The following is a 17,295-nucleotide window of genomic DNA, read 5'->3' as shown; positions in this document are numbered from 1 at the left end:
CTTGTTCCAGGCTTTAATTTGGCTTTCTTGCTTTTATGAGTGGCGACTGGTCAGCGCCATTGTTCAGGCAACGCGTAGCTCACGGTAAACCGTGCCCCATTGCGCTCGACCTCAATGTCCATCTGCGGCATGTCGCGCCAGGATTCAAGCAACGAACGATCCTGCTCGAAATCCCCCAACACCTGACCATTAATCGCCGTTATGATATCCCCGGCTTTCAGGTTGACCGCGTTTAGCATGGCATTAGACCCGTCATAGGTATAACCCGAGGCGCTCCCATCCTGTACCGGCCTCAACCCAAATGCAACCAGTGCCGCTGCACCCTGGGTATCCAGTCGAGCCTGAATGTCATTAACAAACCCTTCGGCGGAACCCACCTGTGATGCGGGTTGTTCTTCCGCCATTCCCACGTCAGGGTTATCTTCAAACGTCAGTGTTTCAAACATACCATTACGTTTGATCAGGATTCGGTTGGGTTCGACCTCGACCAGCTCCGCATTCCCCGGGAGCGTATCGCCAACCCTGTAGTGCTCTGTAACACCGTCCGTTCCAGCAACTATAGCACCGGAGTGCTCGGTCTGCTGTGACACCAAAACACCTTCGAGGCGAAGGCGCAGTCGTGTTTCAGGCGCTGACTGACGGACGGTATCCGCAACGGGCACCGACCCTTGGGGACGGCCGAAAAGCTCATACGCGGCCAGGGACATGCCGCCTGTGCCCATACCATTTACAGATCCCGCTGCGGATGTCGAGAACAGATGTGGGACGGCGTTGTCCTGCCAGAACACCAACCAGGTTGCCCTGGCACTCCAGCCAGCAAGGTAGATTACCAAGGCCACCAATAGCAGGTTTGCCGCTATTCGCCCCAGGCGTTGCAATACGGACTGAGCGCCTCCACCCATCAGAATCGCACTCCCGGCAGCAACGGCTGCTCAACACGGAACACCACATCGCCAGGATTGGCAGCAGCCGACCAGGATTGGCCGGCCAGGTCAACCAAGCGCTTATAAACGCGAATCCTGAGCATGCCATTACGAAGAACGTCCGCTTCAGCCGCAGGTTCCTGCTGGCCTTGCGCCGAGATGGCGAGGCTAACGCCCTCGGCGCTCTCCGTCAGATTTGCGTCCATCGCTGGAAAAACCGTGCTCTGGTAATCGTCGCCCATGGGCCATGTAACCAGTCCGCCCGGCCAGTGCCCAGCACCACGAGCTTGTGACAGTTGATTATCGGCCCAGGTGGCAGCCAGGCGATCAATAATGATGTCGCCCTCAAGCATGGCCCCACCACTTTGCCGGATCATGTCCTCAAACTCGGCAACATGAACCTGGCCAGAGGCATCCACCGACACGGCGCCATCCAGCCCGGCCAGTACACGCCCCTGAAGTCTTGAAGCTCGGGTTTCGAGTGAAAGGTCCAGTGGAAGCCTGGTGCCTGCCGGCCAGTCCATGTGCCATTGCGCACGAACGTCCCGCCCTTGCAACTTTAGCAAGGCAGCGCCCTCCCAGAGAGTACCGGAAACGGCCTGGACCCGAACCTGAGGCGGTAAACGGACATGACCTGCTGCCTGCTGCCAAAGCCAGCCCGCCGGCACCCATACCACCAGCGCCGCCAAGTACGCGATGGCGCCAAGAACAAAGATCAGGACTAGTTTTCCCGGACGCAGGAACGATCGCTGGCTGGTTTGAGTCATAGGGTTCATTTAGACAGATCAAGTGGCACCCGAGTCTAACAAACACAGGCGGTAAGTCCATGGCGAAACACATAAAAAAACCCCGCAGAAACTGCGGGGTTTTTGGTGTAGCGGGTAGCCCACTCAATAGTGGGCTTTATGCCACGGACTGGCTTACATCATGCCGCCCATGCCGCCCATTCCACCCATGCCGCCCATATCCGGCATGCCGCCACCGGCTTTCTCGTCTTCCGGCTCGTCGGTCACCATCGCTTCGGTGGTGATCATCAGGCCAGCGACGGAGGCAGCAGCCTGCAGCGCGGAGCGGGTTACTTTAGCTGGGTCAAGAATACCCATTTCCAGCATGTCGCCGTAGATTTCCTTGGCGGCGTTGAAACCGAAGGAACCTTCACCTTCGCGGATCTTGGCAACAACCACGGAGGCTTCACCACCGGCGTTGGAAACGATCTGACGCAGAGGTGCTTCCATAGCGCGACGCAGGATGTTCACACCGGCTTTCTGGTCTTCATTTTCAACTTCCAGGTTTTCCAGTGCCGCCAGTGCGCGAACCAGCGTTACGCCACCGCCAGCAACGATGCCTTCTTCAACTGCAGCGCGAGTCGCATGCAGCGCATCTTCAACGCGGGCCTTCTTCTCTTTCATTTCCACTTCGGAACCGGCACCCACCTTGATCACGGCAACACCGCCGGCCAGCTTGGCAACACGCTCCTGCAGCTTTTCCTTGTCGTAGTCGGAAGAACTTTCCTCGATCTGACGACGGATTTGCTCAACACGGGCAGCGATGTCACTTTCAGCACCAGCACCGTCGATGACAGTGGTGTTTTCCTTGGTGATGGTCACGCGCTTGGCGGTGCCCAGGTCGTCCAGGGTGGCACTTTCAAGAGACAGGCCAACCTCTTCGGAAATCACGGTACCACCGGTCAGGATAGCGATGTCCTGCAGCATTTCCTTGCGACGGTCACCAAAGCCTGGCGCCTTAACCGCTGCAACTTTAACGATACCGCGCATGTTGTTCACGACCAGAGTGGCCAGCGCTTCGCCTTCAATGTCTTCAGCGATGATCATCAGCGGCTTGCCAGCTTTGGCAACGGCTTCCAGGGCCGGCAGCAGTTCGCGGATGTTGGAGATTTTCTTGTCAACCAGCAGAATGAACGGGTCTTCCAGATCGGCAGACATGTTGTCCTGGTTGTTGATGAAGTACGGAGACAGGTAACCACGGTCGAACTGCATACCTTCAACCACGTCCAGCTCGTCTTCCAGGCCGCGGCCTTCCTCAACGGTGATCACGCCTTCTTTGCCCACACGCTCCATGGCGTCGGCAATGATCTTGCCGATGGTGTCGTCGCCGTTGGCGGAGATGGTACCAACCTGGGTAATGTTACGGCTGTCGTCGCAAGGCTGGGACATGTCACGGATGGTTTGAACGGCAACCTGGGTCGCCTTGTCGATGCCGCGCTTCAGGTCCATAGGGTTCATGCCGGCGGTTACCGCCTTGATACCCTCGTTAACGATTGCCTGAGCCAGAACGGTCGCAGTCGTAGTACCGTCGCCAGCGTTATCGTTGGTCTGGGAAGCAACTTCCTTGACCATCTGGGCGCCCATGTTTTCGAACTTGTCTCTCAGTTCGATTTCCTTGGCAACGGAAACACCGTCTTTAGTAACGGTCGGAGCGCCGAAGGACTTGTCCAGAACAACATTACGGCCCTTGGGACCCAGGGTAACCTTGACCGCGTCGGCCAGGATGTTAACACCAGCTACCATGCGCTTACGGGCGCTGTCACCGAATTTAACGTCTTTAGCTGCCATAGTTCTCTATTCCTGTTCGCTAAACTCTAGATGTTGGTTCAATCGAGTCTTGGATTCGATTCGGTCCGATCACTCAAGAACGCCGAAGATGTCGCTTTCGCTCATAATGAGCAGGTCTTCGCCGTCAACCTTTACGGTGTTACCGGCATACTGACCGAAAACAACGGTGTCACCGACCTGAACGGCCAGCGGACGGGTTTCGCCATTGTCGAGAACGCGGCCGTTACCCACTGCGATTACCTCGCCCTGGGAAGGCTTCTCTTTGGCATTACCCGGCAGAACGATGCCACCAGCAGACTTCTCTTCTTCTTCCTTACGGCGCACGACAACACGATCGTGTAGCGGACGAATTTTCATTGCTCGGTATCTCCAATAGTCAGGTTGTCTTTGGCAATGACACTTGCGTTAAAAACCGGGCGGATTAAATCGCTGTTTTAAGGGCGGTTCTTCCAGCCACGGCAAAGTAGTGGGTTGTATCTGGGGGTCGGCGTTTCGTTTTCAATGCCTGCCCCCAAAAAAATTTAGTCTTTTTCGATACGGCCGCGGCTGCGGTCCGTCTCATCCTCGAACTCACCTTCGATGATGTCGTCACCACGACGAGAACCCGGGCCTTGCTGGAAGTGCCCGCTCCGCATGGTGAACTGAAAGCTCTGCGCCTGGCCGCTGACCACCATCTTCTTCAAGGCCTGGCCGGCCAACCAGTGTCGAGTTCCCGGCAGCAGGCACAGGAAACCCACGGTGTCGGTCACAAACCCTGGCGTCAACAGCAGCGCCCCGCCAACCGCCAGGATCAGTCCTTCCGCTACCTCCCGCGCCGGCAACTCGCCACTGTTAAGCCGCTGGTTTGCCCTGAGCAAGGTCGCCAGGCCCTGCTGCTTGAGCAGCGCAGCTCCAATGACCGCCGTCAGTAGCACCAGGCCAATGGTATTGAGAGCTCCAATGATGGTGCCTACTTTGATCAGGATCGCCATTTCAACAATCGGCATGACGATAAACAACAGCAGGAAGATGCCCATTCGGTGACCTTTGGTCTAGTCGTTGTCAATGCCGGGTCTGATATACTCGCCCGACACCTCATTCCACCGGGAGCCAAATTGGATTCGCGCACCTTTCAAACCGGTTGGTGATGAACGCTCCCTGGCTCCCTTACCCCAACAGTTAGGGCAAAATATGAAACTTCAAGATTCCGTAATTGCAATTACCGGCGGTGGCCAGGGCCTGGGCCGCTCTATGGCCGAGTACCTCGCCGCCAAAGGCGCCCGACTGGCGCTGATCGACCTGGTGCCAGAAAAACTGGACGAGGCCGTTGCCGCTTGCGAAAAAGCCGGTGGTGAAGCGAAAGCCTATGTGTGCAATGTGGCCAGGGAAGAAGACGTTGAGAAGACCTTTGCCGCCATCAGCGCGGATTTCGGTCAGCTCAACGGACTGATCAATAACGCCGGCATCCTCCGGGACGGACTGATGATCAAAGCCAAAGATGGGGAAATCATCAAACGCATGAGTCTTGCCGAGTGGCAGGCGGTGATCGATGTCAATCTGACCGGCGTGTTCCTGTGCGGTCGGGAAGCCGCCACCCAGATGATCCAAAACGGCAACGAGGGCGTGATCATCAACATTTCATCCATCTCCCGCGCCGGTAATATGGGCCAGAGCAACTACTCCTCCGCCAAGGCGGGCGTTGCGGCAATGGTTCCGGTCTGGGCAAAGGAGCTGGCACGTTACGGCATCCGGGTCATGGGTATCGCCCCAGGCTTTATCGCTACTGAGATGACGGCGTCCATGAAGCCGGAAGCGCTGGAGAAGATGACGGCTGGCATCCCCCTGAAGCGCATGGGTCAGCCAGAGAACATTGCTTCTGCAGCCGCCTTCATTTTTGAGAACGATTATGTGTCCGGACGCATGATTGAGGTCGATGGCGCCCTGCGTCTCTGATTCGGGATTCCGCTTCATTTGAGCCCGGCCATACTGGCGCCGGGTTCACCCCCCAACGGAGCAACGCTTGATGGAACCCACCCGTGAACAAAAAATCTGGCAAGTCATCTCCGCTATCCCGCACGGCAAGGTTGTAAGTTATGGCCAGGTTTCTGACATGGCGGGGCTTGGCCGGCAGGCCCGATTTGTTGGACGAGTACTGGGAATGCTGCCGGAAGACCATACTCTGCCATGGTTCCGAGTCATTCGGAGCAACGGGCAAATCGCCTTCCCCAAGGACTCAAGCACGTTTAAGCGTCAGGTAGATCTGCTTTCAGAAGAAGGCGTTGAGGTCGTTAATGGAAGGGTCTCTATGGCTCGCTTTGGTTGGCAGCCATAGAGTGCAGCACAACCAACTTCAGACAGTCCCGGCCACTTTCCCCTCTTCATTGTGCTCACTGCGGCTCTCAGGTGCCAAAGCGTCAAGCTCACGCCCGTGCCGAATCATGAAAATCGACAGCAGGATTGCCGGAACACCCATCAAACCGGCTACCAGGAAGAATTCCGCATAGCCAAACCCGGCAACCACCATTCCAGAGAAGCCTCCCAGAAACTTTCCTGGCAGCGTCATCAATGAGCTGAACAATGCGTATTGAGTCGCGGTAAACGAAGCACTGGTCATGCTGGACAACCACGCAATCAGCGCCACATTGGCAACACCGCCACTCAGATTGTCTGCGCTAACGACAACGGCAAGTGTCGTCGTACTGGGTGGATACTGGGCCAGAAGAACAAACAACAGGTTGGTCGCGGCGGTCAGAAACGCCCCGAGCAGCAGAATTTTCCGGATACCGTACTTCACGACCAGCACACCACCAAGCATCGAGCCCGCGATCGTCATAAAGAAACCAAATACTTTGGTCACGTTAGCTACGTCGGTTTTAGAAAAGCCCATAAAATCCAGATAGAAGGGGTTTGCCATGACCCCCATAGCAATATCAGACACGCGATACACCGCCACTGTTATCAGGATAATCAGGGCATAGCGGTGATAACGGCGGAAGAAATCCATAAACGGCCCCGCCACGGCCGCAGAAAACCACCCAGCGAAATGCGCCAGCCGAGGGTGCAGATGGCTCCGTTTCATCGCCTCGCGCTCGACCCGCTCGGCAATATCGCTGGCGGCTGAAAAGTGGTTTACGTTCGGCTCCCTGACACAGAGCACCGTAATAACACCCACCGCAACCAGTAGCGCCATCATTTCGTACGCCACCTGCCATGACCAGAATTCAGCCAGGTACAAGGCTCCGGCCCCAGCAACGAGTAATGCCAAGCGGTAGCCAAAGATGTAGGTGGCTGCCATCGCGGCTTGTAGGCGTTCGTCTGCGATTTCAATCCGGTAGGCATCGATCGCAACATCCTGGGTTGCAGACGAGAACGCCACCAGCAACCCACACAGCGCCATCGTTTCAGGTGCTGACACAGCATCCACATGGGCCATCAGGTACAGCCCTGTCGCAATGCCAGCCTGAGCAAGCAGCATCCAGCTCCGCCGCTTCCCTAGCAGGCGGTCTAGCAGCGGTAGCTTCAACCGGTCTACAACCGGCGCCCAAAACACCTTGATGGAATAGGTAATCCCGAGCCAACTGAAGAATCCGATGGTGGCGGTTTCGACACCCACATCCGCCAACCGGGCATTGAGGGTGGAAAACACCAGCAAGAACGGCAGGCCCGCCGAAAACCCGAGAAAAAGCAGAGCCCTCACCTGCCAGCGGGAATAGACTTCAAACAGAGTCAGCAGAGCTGACAGGCGAGTTTTACCTGGAATGGTCGATCTCCCGATCAATCGCGGAAATTGTTGTACTGCAGCGGAAGCTCCAAATCCGCTTCCTTAAGCAAAGCGATGGCCGTTTGCAGATCATCCCGCTTCTTGCCTGTGACCCGAACCTTATCGCCCTGAATGCTGGCCTGCACCTTGAGCTTGGCGTCTTTGATCATCTTGACGATCTTCTTGGCCATGTCGGTTTCGATGCCCTGGCGAAGGGTGAAGTGCTGCTTAACCAGTTTCCCCGCCTTGCTGTCACCGTCTTCGGCCAGCGAGCGGCTGTCGATGTTGCGCTTGGCGAAGGTCATACGCAGGATGTCCTGGAGCTGTTCCAGCTGGAAATCCTGCTCAGCACTCAGGGTAATACCCTTATCATCCTGTTCAATATCCGCTTCGACATTCTTGAAGTCCCAGCGGTTGCCCAGTTCCCGTTTGGCCTGGTCAACGGCATTGGTCACTTCATGCATGTCGATTTCAGAAACAATGTCAAAAGAAGGCATGGTGGAAACTCCCAAAATGCGGAGGCCGTCACGTACCGCTCGTTCCGCCGGCGCCCAATCCGCATGTTTAACAATAATCCACAGACCAGTCGCAACCATTAGCTATAATGGCTCTTTTTGCAACCCCCTGTCAGATCTTTTCAGGGGCTCCCGGAAGCGCCCCTTTGTTGAGGGGGCCAAGCATACCAAGACGGGGCCGACGCCGCATCTGACATTGGCGGGTTTACCTTCTACAAACTGGTGAGCAGTACTATAAAAATGCCAAATCTAGACCTTCCGATTCTCGTCGTGGACGACGCCAAATTCAGCAGCATGATTGTGAGCAAAGCGCTCCGCACTGCCGGATACAGGGATGTACGGGTGGCCAACGATGCCCCCGCCGCACTTCAAATGATGGAACAGCGGGCTGTCAGTGTACTTATTGCTGATTGGCTGATGCCGGACATGGACGGACTGGATTTGACCGACCTGGTACGCCAACAGGATGAGCAGGGCAATCATTACACCTACATCATCCTGCTCACGGCCAAGGAAAGCGTAGAGGCACTCGCTGAAGCATTCGATCGCGGTGTTGATGACTTCATCTACAAGTCGGACATGAGCAAGCAGCTGATCCCAAGGGTCTTTGCTGCCGACCGGATTGCCGATCGTCAAAACACCCTGCTTCGTGCCAATTCACTGCTCATGGAAAATAACCGCGAACTCGAAGCCAGCAACATCATTGACCTGGAAACCGGGCTCTGCAACAACCGCTACGCCCGTGAACAGCTCGGCAAAAGCCTGCGCCAGGCGGAAGCCCGCGGAGGAGCCTCAGCTTACGTACTCTGCGGCATTCGAAACTGGCAGGACCTCAAGCGCAAGCACACCCCTGCGATCATGAGCGAGTTAGCGGTTGGCATCTCCCGCAGACTGAGTCACCTCATCCGCCCCATGGATTCGCTGTGCCGGGTTGGCGACAACCAGTACGCAATCATTGCCCACTTCAGCAACAGCGAACACTGCAGCGCCTCAACCTTCCGGCGCATCTTTGATGGCATCAACCATAAAGCGCTGAAGACAACCGCCGGATACATTTCGGTCGAAGCCGGCATGGTGCTCTGCAAGGCGGATGCCGAGCTTGGCACGCCTGCCGTGCAGGACATTGAGCGGACCGCCGTTCAAGGCCTTGTCGACGCCTACGAAACCCGGCGATTCACCGAGGTTCAGCCACAGATCAGTGAAAGTGCCTGAGAGAGGTTGAGAGCGACTGAGCAACATTTGTTCACTGGATAATAAACAGACAGTAACACCCGGACACCGATCACAAACAGACATGCAAGCCGGACAGCCCTATCCTGACAGTGTGGATTCAAGCAGTATCCCCCATGGCGGAGGAGCCGGGTAGTCCCTCCGCCGCTAAATGGGCGAGCTTTCCACACCAGGATTTAGAGTTTCAGGCAAGTGTTTGTTCTCTCCTTCTTCAAAAGCCAGCTGACATGCTGGCTTTTTTTTGCCCCGCCAAACGCTTTACCGCAGTGAGCAAACAATCGGTAACACTGGCACACAGATCACAAACAGACATGCAGGCCGGATCACCCTATTCTGATCATGTGGATTCAAGCAGTATCCCCCATGGCGGAGGAGTCAGTAGTCCCTCCGCCGCTAAATGGGCGAGCTTTCCACAAAAGAATTTGGATTTTCAGGCACTTTAATTGTTCTTTCCTTCTTGGAGACCAGCCCTTTGCTGGTCTTTTTTATTTCCGGCCGTACAAAAGTGCTCGTTATCGCAGTATCTGTCGCAACTGGCTGTCCAGCACGTCCTCTCTCAATGGCGCCTCACTAATCACTTCGAGCCGGGATTCTTGCCTGGGAGCAGTTTCCTCTGACGAGCAAATGCCGTCCACCGCATTAATCACGCGCCACCCACCCACGGTCCTGACCACAGCCTTGAAGCGCCGGAATTGGGAATCGCGGGCATAAGCCAACAGATCCACTTCCTCAAATACAAAATTCCGGCCGATCAACCAGCCCATACTGAAATGCCCCAGCCCTTCGTGACACAGCGCCCGCCAGCCATCGGCACCAACGTCGCCCACGCTGCCATCAGCATCCTCGGCCCAGCCATGGTTATGCCCGAGATGATGCGAGCTCGACACGCCAGTATTCTCTCCACGGTGAGCCCCTTCAAGCCACTCCGGCTGAAGCTGCCCCTGGCTGGTTGCCGCGATCATCCGTTTGTCTGGAGACACGCCTTCCGCCCAGCCGAGAAACCGTTCCAGCTCCTTCGCGCTGCACAAGTCCAGCTTGTTGGCTACAAGCACATCGGCCACAGACACCTGATCCAGGAACTGGGGATGCTCGAGCACCCGTGAATCCTCCAGGCGCCGGGGATCCACCAGGGTGATCACCGACTCCAACCGAAGGACGTCGGCATAGTGCTGGTCTGTTAAGGTGCTAATGATCTGCGCCGGGTGCCCCAGGCCGGTCGGTTCAATCAGCAGACGGTCGGGCTTTGCCTGGTGAATCAGACGGTTCAGACCAATTTGCATGGGCAGACCGGCAACGCAACACATACAGCCTCCCGGGACCTCCCTCACCACAGCGCCACGTTCCGCGAGGACAGCGCCATCAACACCGACCGCGCCAAACTCGTTAACCAGTACGGCCCAGGTCTCGGTTTCAGGCTTGCGCTTCAGTAAGTCGAGGATAGCCGTGGTTTTACCCACCCCGAGGAAACCAAGAATCAAATTTGTTGGAATTGGCGTTTTCACAAACCACCCATGTTCATGTTGTTGGCAACTCGCAATGCCGCGTCTCGTTGACGGCCAGCCTGACCATCGGGAGTTTGCAGGCCCACAATTGTTATATTATAACACCAAGAACATGACAACCAGCCGCTCACCAGGCACAAAAAAAGGGCGTGAGCCAAGCTCACACCCTTTTTGACACCCAGTCAGCTTAGAGCTTACGCCCTTTTCCTGCTGCGATGCGCAGACGGAGTGCGTTCAGCTTGATAAAGCCAGCCGCATCCTTCTGGTCGTAAGCGCCCTGGTCTTCTTCGAAGGTAGCAATCTTCTCATCAAACAGGGAGTCATCAGACTTACGACCCACCACATCCACATTGCCCTTATAGAGCTTCAGACGCACGGTGCCATTCACATAGCCCTGGGTCTGGTCGATCAGCGCCTGAAGCGCCTCACGCTCTGGAGACCACCAGTAGCCGTTATAGATGACCTCGGCGTAACGCGGCATGATGCTATCTTTCAGGTGCGCAACTTCGCGGTCCAGAGTGATGGACTCGATGGCACGGTGAGCCCGCAGCATGATGGTGCCGCCCGGTGTTTCGTAACAGCCACGGGACTTCATGCCCACATAACGGTTCTCAACGATGTCGATACGACCGATACCGTTGTCGCCACCCACTTTGTTCAGGTGTGCCAACACTTCGTGCGCCTTCATGGCCTGACCATCGATGGCCACGATGTCGCCCTTCTCATAGGTCAGCTCAATGTAGGTAGGCTGATCCGGGGCATTTTCTGGAGCAACACTCCAGCGCCACATGTCCTCTTCCGCTTCTGCCCATGGGTCTTCCAGCACCATACCTTCATAGGAGATGTGCAGCAGGTTGGCATCCATGGAGTATGGCGACTTGCCCTTCTTCATTTCCACCGGAATATTGCGCTCTTCGCAATAGGCCAGCAGTTTCTCACGGGAGTTCAGGTCCCACTCACGCCAAGGGGCAATCACGTGCACGCCAGGCTTGAGCGCATAGGCGCCCAGCTCAAAACGAACCTGGTCGTTACCCTTGCCGGTGGCACCATGGGAGATGGCGTCGGCACCCGTTTCGTTGGCAATTTCCACCAGACGCTTGGCGATCAGCGGGCGGGCGATGGACGTACCCAGCAGGTACTCGCCTTCATAGATGGTGTTGGCGCGGAACATGGGGAAGACGTAATCACGCACGAATTCCTCGCGCAGGTCTTCGATGTAAATTTCCTTCACACCCAGCGCTTCGGCCTTGGCCCGGGCTGGCTCAACTTCTTCGCCCTGCCCCAGATCCGCGGTGAACGTAACCACTTCGCAGTTGTAGGTGTCCTGCAACCAGCGAACGATAACGGAGGTGTCCAGGCCACCGGAATAGGCCAGCACTACCTTTTTGATGTCAGACATACCCTTGCTCCGTGCTCAAAAAAACGGGGACAGACTTGTGGTCTGTCCCCGATTTAAATAAAAATCGTGGGCCGTATTGTACGGCAGTCCAAGGCTTGGGGCTAGATGGCCTAATGCCGGATGGACTAAAGAGAGGTGCCGAAAGCCTCAACCTGCCTGCTGATGCTGTTGCACAACCTCTTCACGAATACCATCCCAGCCTTCCTTGACCTGGCGCAACAGGTTGGCGACTTCATCGAGCTTGGCGGGGTCGTTTTTGGCATTGGCCTCAAACAGAGTGCGCTCCATGTAGTCGTACAGCGCCTCAAGTCGGGCAGCAAGATCACCGCCTTTATCAAAATCCAGAAACCCACGCAGTCCACCGATGATTTCAATGGCCTTGCTTATCAACCGGCCCTTGCCCTCGTAATCGTTAGCCTGCATTCGCGCCTTGGCCATGTTGATCCGCTCAAGGGCTCCGTTATAAAGCAGCTGAATCAGCTTGTGTGGATCCGCATCGGTGATACTGGTTTGGGTATTGATGCGTTGATACGCTTGCAAACCGTTCATACTCAATTTCTCCGTCGCCGATCGGCGTTATGAATTCTGGTTGTTTTGCGGCGCCAGGGCGGCCAATTGCTGGAGCACAAAACTGCCGGTGCTGTTCAGTTGCGCAATCAGGGAGTCAGCTGCCGTAAACTGGCGCACCAACCGCTCCCGCAAGGATTCCATGCGTAAATCCAGTTGGTCACGCTGATCCTGAATACGATCAAGTGCATTGCTGAGGCCATCGGTTCGGTTTGACAGCGCACTGTCACTGGCCAGGATATCCGTAACAAGATTCACGGCCTGCTCGGCAATGCCCTCAACACCATCCTGTTCCGCAAACAGCGCTGTCACCTGGTCCGGATGATCTTTGAGCTTCTCTTTGAAGACAGATTGATCAAACTCCAGCTTGCCCGTCGACGGATCCGTGGTGATCCCCACGTCTCCCAGCGTACGCACGTCACTATTTTCCATGCCTGGGACAATCGTCGTCAAAAGACCCCGCAAGCTGCTCTGAATACTGCGAATTGTTGAGTCCCCACTGAGGATTCCACCCTGACCCGAGGCAGAGTTGAACCCGGCAACACTGGAGATGACATCCTGCAGCGCATTGAACTTGTCAACAAACTCCTGGACACGCTCAGACACCGCTCCGGCATCCTGCTCGACACGAACGGTTGAAGCTCCAGTTTCCGATACCGTGAAGGTGACACCGGCAACAACATCCTCAACCACATTCGTGGGCCGACTGATGGCAATACCGTTGATTTCCATCAGCGCGTCTTTGGCCTTTACGGTTTCTTCCAGATTTGAAGTGACACCGTCAAAAACAAACTGCGACAACCCAGAGACATCCGTGTTATTGCCATCATCGTCGGCAACAGATACTTGAATCGCGTTTTCCAGCCCCGTCTCGTCGGACGAAATCACCAGTCTGAATCCAGAGCCAGTATCAACTACGCCCGCTGACACGCCTGCACCAGCATCATTAATGGCATCGGCGACGCCCTGCAGTGTGTTGTTGCTGCCATCGATAACAATTTCTGTCGCTACACCACCGACATCCAGAGTAAGCGTACCGGTGCCAACCGTGGTGGTATCTTTATCCGCAAATGAGGAGGATGCCAGCGACTGCGCCTGCGCCAGCTGAGTGACGTTAATGCTGTAGCTGCCTCTGCTTACAGCCGCTTCATCAATCGTCACGCCGAGGGATTCGTTGCTTGAAACAGCGCTGAAGGCCTTGAGGCCATCGGGAGAACTCAGCGCTTCCATCGGCGCCTTGAGCGCTTCTATAGCGCTGCGCAGAGCGCCATAGGCCGAAATCATCGCCTCGGTGCGCTGCTGCTTCAGGTTCAGGCGCTGTACCGTAGGTTCGCGCTCAGCCGCAACCAACTGGTCAACCAAGTCAGCACTAAAAATGCCGGAACCTACGCCCAATGATGATATCGATGCCATGCCATGCCTCCAGAAAGGCGTCTATCTCAAGTCTAATCGTGTTATCGGCCAAAAGCGGAAAAACTTTGCCTCTTTTTGACCATCACATTGTAACGTTATGTAAGAAACCCGATCACACATAACGAGAAATGCCGCCGGCCCTTGCGGGAGCAGCGGTGCTGAAAGTTGCTTAAAGCCTGATGCCAGGGAGGTTAGTCGCCCTAAACCTTCAGGTTAAACAACGTTAGCGGTTCGTCCTGCTGCAAGTTCTCTGCCAATCTCAGGGCAACCTCATCCGGCATCTGACGAATCACTTTCTGAGTTTCCTGATCCACGACCCTGACAATGGTCTGCCCTCGCTCGTGGTCCACTTCAAACTGCAGATCCCGTTGAACGGTCTGAACAAACTCATTCAGCTGGGAAACCGCATTGTTTAGTTCCGCCTTTTCAGCCCCACTGACACGGGCATTCTTCTGCTCGTCAATGACGGTCTGGGGTGGCATTACGGTAGATACAGTTTGGCCTGAGAGCGGACGCTCCCCGCCTTGAGGTGACGCAGAGACCCGACCCGGCAGATCCTCACCGGAGCGAATCAACTTCAGATTCGGAGCGGTCAAGTTTACGTCGTTCATAGCTATCCTCGCTAACCTCTACAACAGCGGAAGACCAGCCTCCGAAAAAGCTGGCCTTCTACCGCGTTACCCCAATTACTGCAGGAGAGACAGAACCTGTTGCGGACGGGCGTTGGCCTGAGCCAGCACCGAGATGCCCGCTTGCTGGAGAACAGAAGCCTTGGACAACTTGGCGGATTCTGCTGCGAAATCAGCGTCAACGATTCGACTGTTTGAAGCGCTCAGGTTCTCAATGGAGGTCCCCAAGTTCGCAATGGTGCTTTCGAAGCGGTTCTGGGAGGCACCGAAGAGGCTTCGCTGGGAGTTTACCGAATCCAGAGCCGCATCAATGGCCGCGATCGCAGCATTCGCGTTGGTCGCATCGGCACCGTCGATTGTTGATGCATTGACGCCCAGAGCCGTTGCCTGCATGTCAGCGAAAGCCACATCAATGGTTTCACCAGCGTTTGCGCCAACCTGGATAGAAACTGTTGACGCTGCGTTCAGAACGTTAGTGCCGTTAAAAGTAGTCTGGTTCGCGATCCGGTCGATTTCAGCAATACGCGCAGTAAATTCATCATTCAAGGCAGTACGATCAGTTGCGTTGTTGGAACCGTTAGCAGACTGAACCGCCAGTTCACGCATGCGCTGCAGGTTGTTGATGGTTTCGTTCAGACCACCTTCAGCAGTCTGCATCATGGAGATGCCGTCGTTGGCGTTACGCTGAGCAACAGTCAGACCGCGAATCTGGGCTTCAAAGCGGGTAGAGATCGAGAGACCAGCCGCATCGTCCTTCGCAGAGTTAATACGCAGACCGGAGGACAGGCGCTCCAGAGCCTGGTTGGCCAGGCTTTGAGATTTGCCCAGCTGGTTTTGTGCGTTGAGTGAGGCGATGTTGGTGTTGATACCGAGAGCCATAATGCTTCTCCTAAACAGTGTTTTTTCTGTTGAAAGAGGTCTGGCGCCCGTTTTCGTTTATTTGGGTACGCCCCCCTGCTGTAGTGCTTAACGGCGCCCATGAAACTTCCTTTAGAAAAAAACCGGAGAATATTGTTAAGGAATGTAAAAGCGGCAATTTCCCTCCTCCCTGATTGCCATAAACATGGCGTCAAGCACCCCAAAAAACCCAACAGAATTGATTTATTTCCTTATTATTCATATAGTTAAAAGCACCTGGCACACCCTTCGCTTAACCCCGAAAAACGACAAACTTCGTTACACAAAGCCGGCAAGGCGCCCCTGCCATTGGGCACTGGTCTACCGGCATCTCTTAATCTGGAGACTCGTTATGCCGCAGATCATCAACACTAACCTCCCTTCGCTGAATGCGCAGAGAAACCTGAATACCTCCCAGCGCGATGCCGACACCGCGTTACAGCGCCTGTCTTCGGGCCTGCGCATCAACTCCGCCAAAGACGACGCGGCAGGCCTCGCCATCTCGGAGCGGTTCACGTCTCAGATTCAGGGGCTCAACCAGGCCATCCGCAATGCCAACGACGGCATTTCCCTGGCTCAGGTTGCCGAGGGAGCCCTCGGGGAGTCTGGCAACATTCTTCAGCGCATTCGTGAACTGGCGGTTCAGTCGGCAAACGCTACCAACTCCGCGTCAGACCGCCAGGCTCTTCAAGCCGAGGTCAACCAGCTCAAGGAAGAACTTGAGCGCATTGCCACCACCACCGAGTTTAACGGGCTGAAACTGCTGGACGGCTCTTTCCAGGCTCAGAAGTTCCAGGCGGGTGCTAACGAAAACCAAACCATTTCCGTATCGATTGCCGGTGCCCGTACCAATGACCTGGCCAATAACACCGTTAACGGTGGTAATGCCGTAGCCCAGCAGGGTACTGGCTCTGTAACTCTTCCGGCAGCCGACGCAACCGCCATCAATACCATTGGCACCCAAACCATTACCCTGGCCAGTTCGCTGGGCTCAGCAACCATTGACCTGACCGCTGGGGATACCGCCGAAGACATCGCTGCGGCCATTAACGCCCAGATCGACAAAACCGGCGTAGAGGCCAAGGCCCGAACCACGGCGGACCTGTTCAATCTTGCCTCCCCTGGCACGGTTTCGATGACCCTGTCGAGCGGCGGCGAAACCGCGACCATCTCTGCCCAGATTTCCGATGTGGACGACCTGCGTCCACTAGCCAAGGAGATTAACGCTGCCTCAGGTAAAACCGGAATCACAGCAGAAGTGGTTGATGGACGCCTGACCCTGATACAGGAACAAGGCAAAGACATCCTGCTTGAGGACTTCTCCACCAATGGCGCCACCGCGACCGTGAGTTTCAAAGGTGGCGCGGAAGCTGATGGCGACGCGATTACCCTGGATGGCGCTGCAGGCTCTACAACCGATAGCAGCCGTGCCTCGGGTGAAATCATCTTCGACTCCGCGGTTAGCTTTGCCGTCAGCTCCGACGTCGATGATGCAGCAGGTAGCATCCTCAATGTTGCGGCGGATACTGCGGTTGGTTCCGTTCCTGAAGACGTCAGCAGTATCGACATTAGCTCTTTTGAAGGCGCCACCAACGCCCTGGCCATTGTAGACGCCGCACTGGAAACCATCAGCGGTATCCGCGCCGACCTGGGCGCGGCACAGAACCGTCTGGAGTCCACCATTGCTAACCTGAGCACCACCTCCGAAAACCTGTCCGCAGCCCGCTCCCGTATCCGCGATGCCGATTTCGCGGCGGAGTCTGCGGAACTTGCACGCACACAGGTGCTGCAACAGGCCGGCCTCTCTGTTCTCGCCCAGGCCAACGCACGACCTCAGCAAGTGTTGCAGCTGCTGCAAGGGTAATAGTCGCTGATTGACAAGCCGGCAATCGCCGGCTTTTTTTATGC

17 protein-coding genes are annotated in these 17,295 nt (G+C 55.9%); 4 read left to right on the top strand and 13 right to left on the bottom strand.

Annotated elements, in window-relative coordinates; all coding sequences use genetic code 11:
• Window positions 1-50: 50 nt before the first annotated feature.
• The 5 genes from BMZ67_RS12465 to BMZ67_RS12445 form a co-directional block, all read right to left on the bottom strand.
• Entirely contained in the window at window positions 51-902 is an 852-nt protein-coding gene (locus BMZ67_RS12465) for a type II secretion system protein N (protein WP_092023076.1), read from the bottom strand.
• Complete coding sequence (gene gspN, locus BMZ67_RS12460; RefSeq protein ID WP_092023074.1) at window positions 902-1,690, bottom strand: type II secretion system protein N; 789 nt, start codon at window positions 1,688-1,690, stop codon at window positions 902-904. Before gspN ends, BMZ67_RS12465 begins: the two co-directional genes overlap by 1 nt.
• Before the next feature lie 153 nt (window positions 1,691-1,843).
• On the bottom strand, window positions 1,844-3,496 hold the full coding sequence (gene groL, locus BMZ67_RS12455; RefSeq protein WP_092023072.1) for a chaperonin GroEL: 1,653 nt from the start codon (window positions 3,494-3,496) through the stop codon (window positions 1,844-1,846).
• A gap of 69 nt (window positions 3,497-3,565) precedes the next feature.
• Window positions 3,566-3,853 (bottom strand): co-chaperone GroES, encoded by a 288-nt coding sequence (gene groES / locus BMZ67_RS12450; RefSeq protein ID WP_092023070.1) that lies wholly within the window; start codon window positions 3,851-3,853, stop codon window positions 3,566-3,568.
• A gap of 164 nt (window positions 3,854-4,017) precedes the next feature.
• Window positions 4,018-4,512 carry an FxsA family protein gene (locus tag BMZ67_RS12445; RefSeq protein WP_092023068.1) on the bottom strand — a complete coding sequence of 165 codons (495 nt, stop codon included), beginning with the start codon at window positions 4,510-4,512 and terminating at the stop codon, window positions 4,018-4,020.
• A 154-nt stretch (window positions 4,513-4,666) separates the two neighbouring features.
• Between BMZ67_RS12445 and BMZ67_RS12440 the strand changes: the two genes are divergently transcribed.
• Complete coding sequence (locus BMZ67_RS12440; RefSeq protein WP_092023066.1) at window positions 4,667-5,428, top strand: SDR family oxidoreductase; 762 nt, start codon at window positions 4,667-4,669, stop codon at window positions 5,426-5,428.
• A gap of 70 nt (window positions 5,429-5,498) precedes the next feature.
• Complete coding sequence (locus BMZ67_RS12435) at window positions 5,499-5,807, top strand: MGMT family protein (protein WP_092023063.1); 309 nt, start codon at window positions 5,499-5,501, stop codon at window positions 5,805-5,807.
• Window positions 5,808-5,825: 18 nt separating this feature from the next.
• Here BMZ67_RS12435 and BMZ67_RS12430 read toward each other — a convergent pair whose 3' ends face one another.
• Window positions 5,826-7,253 (bottom strand): AmpG family muropeptide MFS transporter, encoded by a 1,428-nt coding sequence (locus BMZ67_RS12430; protein WP_425434239.1) that lies wholly within the window; start codon window positions 7,251-7,253, stop codon window positions 5,826-5,828.
• The gene (locus BMZ67_RS12425; protein WP_092023289.1) at window positions 7,250-7,732 is read right to left on the bottom strand and encodes a YajQ family cyclic di-GMP-binding protein; all 483 of its coding nucleotides are present in this window, start codon (window positions 7,730-7,732) and stop codon (window positions 7,250-7,252) included. Before BMZ67_RS12425 ends, BMZ67_RS12430 begins: the two co-directional genes overlap by 4 nt.
• Window positions 7,733-7,990: 258 nt before the next feature.
• Here BMZ67_RS12425 and BMZ67_RS12420 point away from each other — a divergent pair, with 258 nt between their 5' ends.
• Window positions 7,991-8,962 carry a response regulator gene (locus BMZ67_RS12420; RefSeq protein WP_092023061.1) on the top strand — a complete coding sequence of 324 codons (972 nt, stop codon included), beginning with the start codon at window positions 7,991-7,993 and terminating at the stop codon, window positions 8,960-8,962.
• Between the two features lie 530 nt (window positions 8,963-9,492).
• On the opposite strand, the gene BMZ67_RS12415 is transcribed toward BMZ67_RS12420, so the two are convergent.
• From BMZ67_RS12415 to BMZ67_RS12390, 6 genes are all read right to left on the bottom strand, one after another.
• Window positions 9,493-10,482 (bottom strand): CobW family GTP-binding protein, encoded by a 990-nt coding sequence (locus BMZ67_RS12415; protein WP_092023059.1) that lies wholly within the window; start codon window positions 10,480-10,482, stop codon window positions 9,493-9,495.
• Between the two features lie 187 nt (window positions 10,483-10,669).
• Window positions 10,670-11,881, bottom strand: a complete 1,212-nt coding sequence (locus tag BMZ67_RS12410; protein ID WP_092023057.1) for an argininosuccinate synthase — start codon at window positions 11,879-11,881, stop codon at window positions 10,670-10,672.
• 147 nt (window positions 11,882-12,028) lie between these two features.
• A complete protein-coding gene (fliS, locus tag BMZ67_RS12405) occupies window positions 12,029-12,430 on the bottom strand; it encodes a flagellar export chaperone FliS (RefSeq protein ID WP_092023055.1) in 402 nt (133 codons plus the stop codon).
• A 27-nt stretch (window positions 12,431-12,457) separates the two neighbouring features.
• Window positions 12,458-13,861 carry a flagellar filament capping protein FliD gene (gene fliD / locus BMZ67_RS12400; RefSeq protein WP_092023054.1) on the bottom strand — a complete coding sequence of 468 codons (1,404 nt, stop codon included), beginning with the start codon at window positions 13,859-13,861 and terminating at the stop codon, window positions 12,458-12,460.
• Window positions 13,862-14,061: 200 nt separating this feature from the next.
• Window positions 14,062-14,472, bottom strand: coding sequence for a flagellar protein FlaG (locus BMZ67_RS12395; RefSeq protein WP_092023052.1), 411 nt, complete (start codon window positions 14,470-14,472; stop codon window positions 14,062-14,064).
• Window positions 14,473-14,547: 75 nt separating this feature from the next.
• A complete protein-coding gene (locus BMZ67_RS12390) occupies window positions 14,548-15,369 on the bottom strand; it encodes a flagellin domain-containing protein (RefSeq protein ID WP_092023050.1) in 822 nt (273 codons plus the stop codon).
• A 370-nt stretch (window positions 15,370-15,739) separates the two neighbouring features.
• Here BMZ67_RS12390 and BMZ67_RS12385 point away from each other — a divergent pair, with 370 nt between their 5' ends.
• Window positions 15,740-17,251 (top strand): flagellin N-terminal helical domain-containing protein, encoded by a 1,512-nt coding sequence (locus BMZ67_RS12385; protein WP_092023048.1) that lies wholly within the window; start codon window positions 15,740-15,742, stop codon window positions 17,249-17,251.
• Window positions 17,252-17,295: the final 44 nt, after the last annotated feature.

It is taken from the genome of Marinobacter zhejiangensis (assembly GCF_900114775.1).
In the GTDB taxonomy this organism is placed as follows: Bacteria; Pseudomonadota; Gammaproteobacteria; order Pseudomonadales; family Oleiphilaceae; genus Marinobacter; species Marinobacter zhejiangensis.
The sequence above is the reverse complement of the archived record's forward strand: the minus strand, read 5'-3'. Positions and strand labels throughout refer to the sequence as shown.

What these genes read in the sequence shown, in the direction of transcription:
- BMZ67_RS12465 (WP_092023076.1), bottom strand. Translation starts at nt 902, where the DNA reads ATGGGTGGAGGCGCTCAGTCCGTATTGCAACGCCTGGGGCGAATAGCG.
- gspN (WP_092023074.1), bottom strand. Translation starts at nt 1,690, where the DNA reads ATGACTCAAACCAGCCAGCGATCGTTCCTGCGTCCGGGAAAACTAGTC.
- groL (WP_092023072.1), bottom strand. Translation starts at nt 3,496, where the DNA reads ATGGCAGCTAAAGACGTTAAATTCGGTGACAGCGCCCGTAAGCGCATG.
- groES (WP_092023070.1), bottom strand. Translation starts at nt 3,853, where the DNA reads ATGAAAATTCGTCCGCTACACGATCGTGTTGTCGTGCGCCGTAAGGAA.
- BMZ67_RS12445 (WP_092023068.1), bottom strand. Translation starts at nt 4,512, where the DNA reads ATGGGCATCTTCCTGCTGTTGTTTATCGTCATGCCGATTGTTGAAATG.
- BMZ67_RS12440 (WP_092023066.1), top strand. Translation starts at nt 4,667, where the DNA reads ATGAAACTTCAAGATTCCGTAATTGCAATTACCGGCGGTGGCCAGGGC.
- BMZ67_RS12435 (WP_092023063.1), top strand. Translation starts at nt 5,499, where the DNA reads ATGGAACCCACCCGTGAACAAAAAATCTGGCAAGTCATCTCCGCTATC.
- BMZ67_RS12425 (WP_092023289.1), bottom strand. Translation starts at nt 7,732, where the DNA reads ATGCCTTCTTTTGACATTGTTTCTGAAATCGACATGCATGAAGTGACC.
- BMZ67_RS12420 (WP_092023061.1), top strand. Translation starts at nt 7,991, where the DNA reads ATGCCAAATCTAGACCTTCCGATTCTCGTCGTGGACGACGCCAAATTC.
- BMZ67_RS12410 (WP_092023057.1), bottom strand. Translation starts at nt 11,881, where the DNA reads ATGTCTGACATCAAAAAGGTAGTGCTGGCCTATTCCGGTGGCCTGGAC.
- fliS (WP_092023055.1), bottom strand. Translation starts at nt 12,430, where the DNA reads ATGAACGGTTTGCAAGCGTATCAACGCATCAATACCCAAACCAGTATC.
- fliD (WP_092023054.1), bottom strand. Translation starts at nt 13,861, where the DNA reads ATGGCATCGATATCATCATTGGGCGTAGGTTCCGGCATTTTTAGTGCT.
- BMZ67_RS12395 (WP_092023052.1), bottom strand. Translation starts at nt 14,472, where the DNA reads ATGAACGACGTAAACTTGACCGCTCCGAATCTGAAGTTGATTCGCTCC.
- BMZ67_RS12390 (WP_092023050.1), bottom strand. Translation starts at nt 15,369, where the DNA reads ATGGCTCTCGGTATCAACACCAACATCGCCTCACTCAACGCACAAAAC.
- BMZ67_RS12385 (WP_092023048.1), top strand. Translation starts at nt 15,740, where the DNA reads ATGCCGCAGATCATCAACACTAACCTCCCTTCGCTGAATGCGCAGAGA.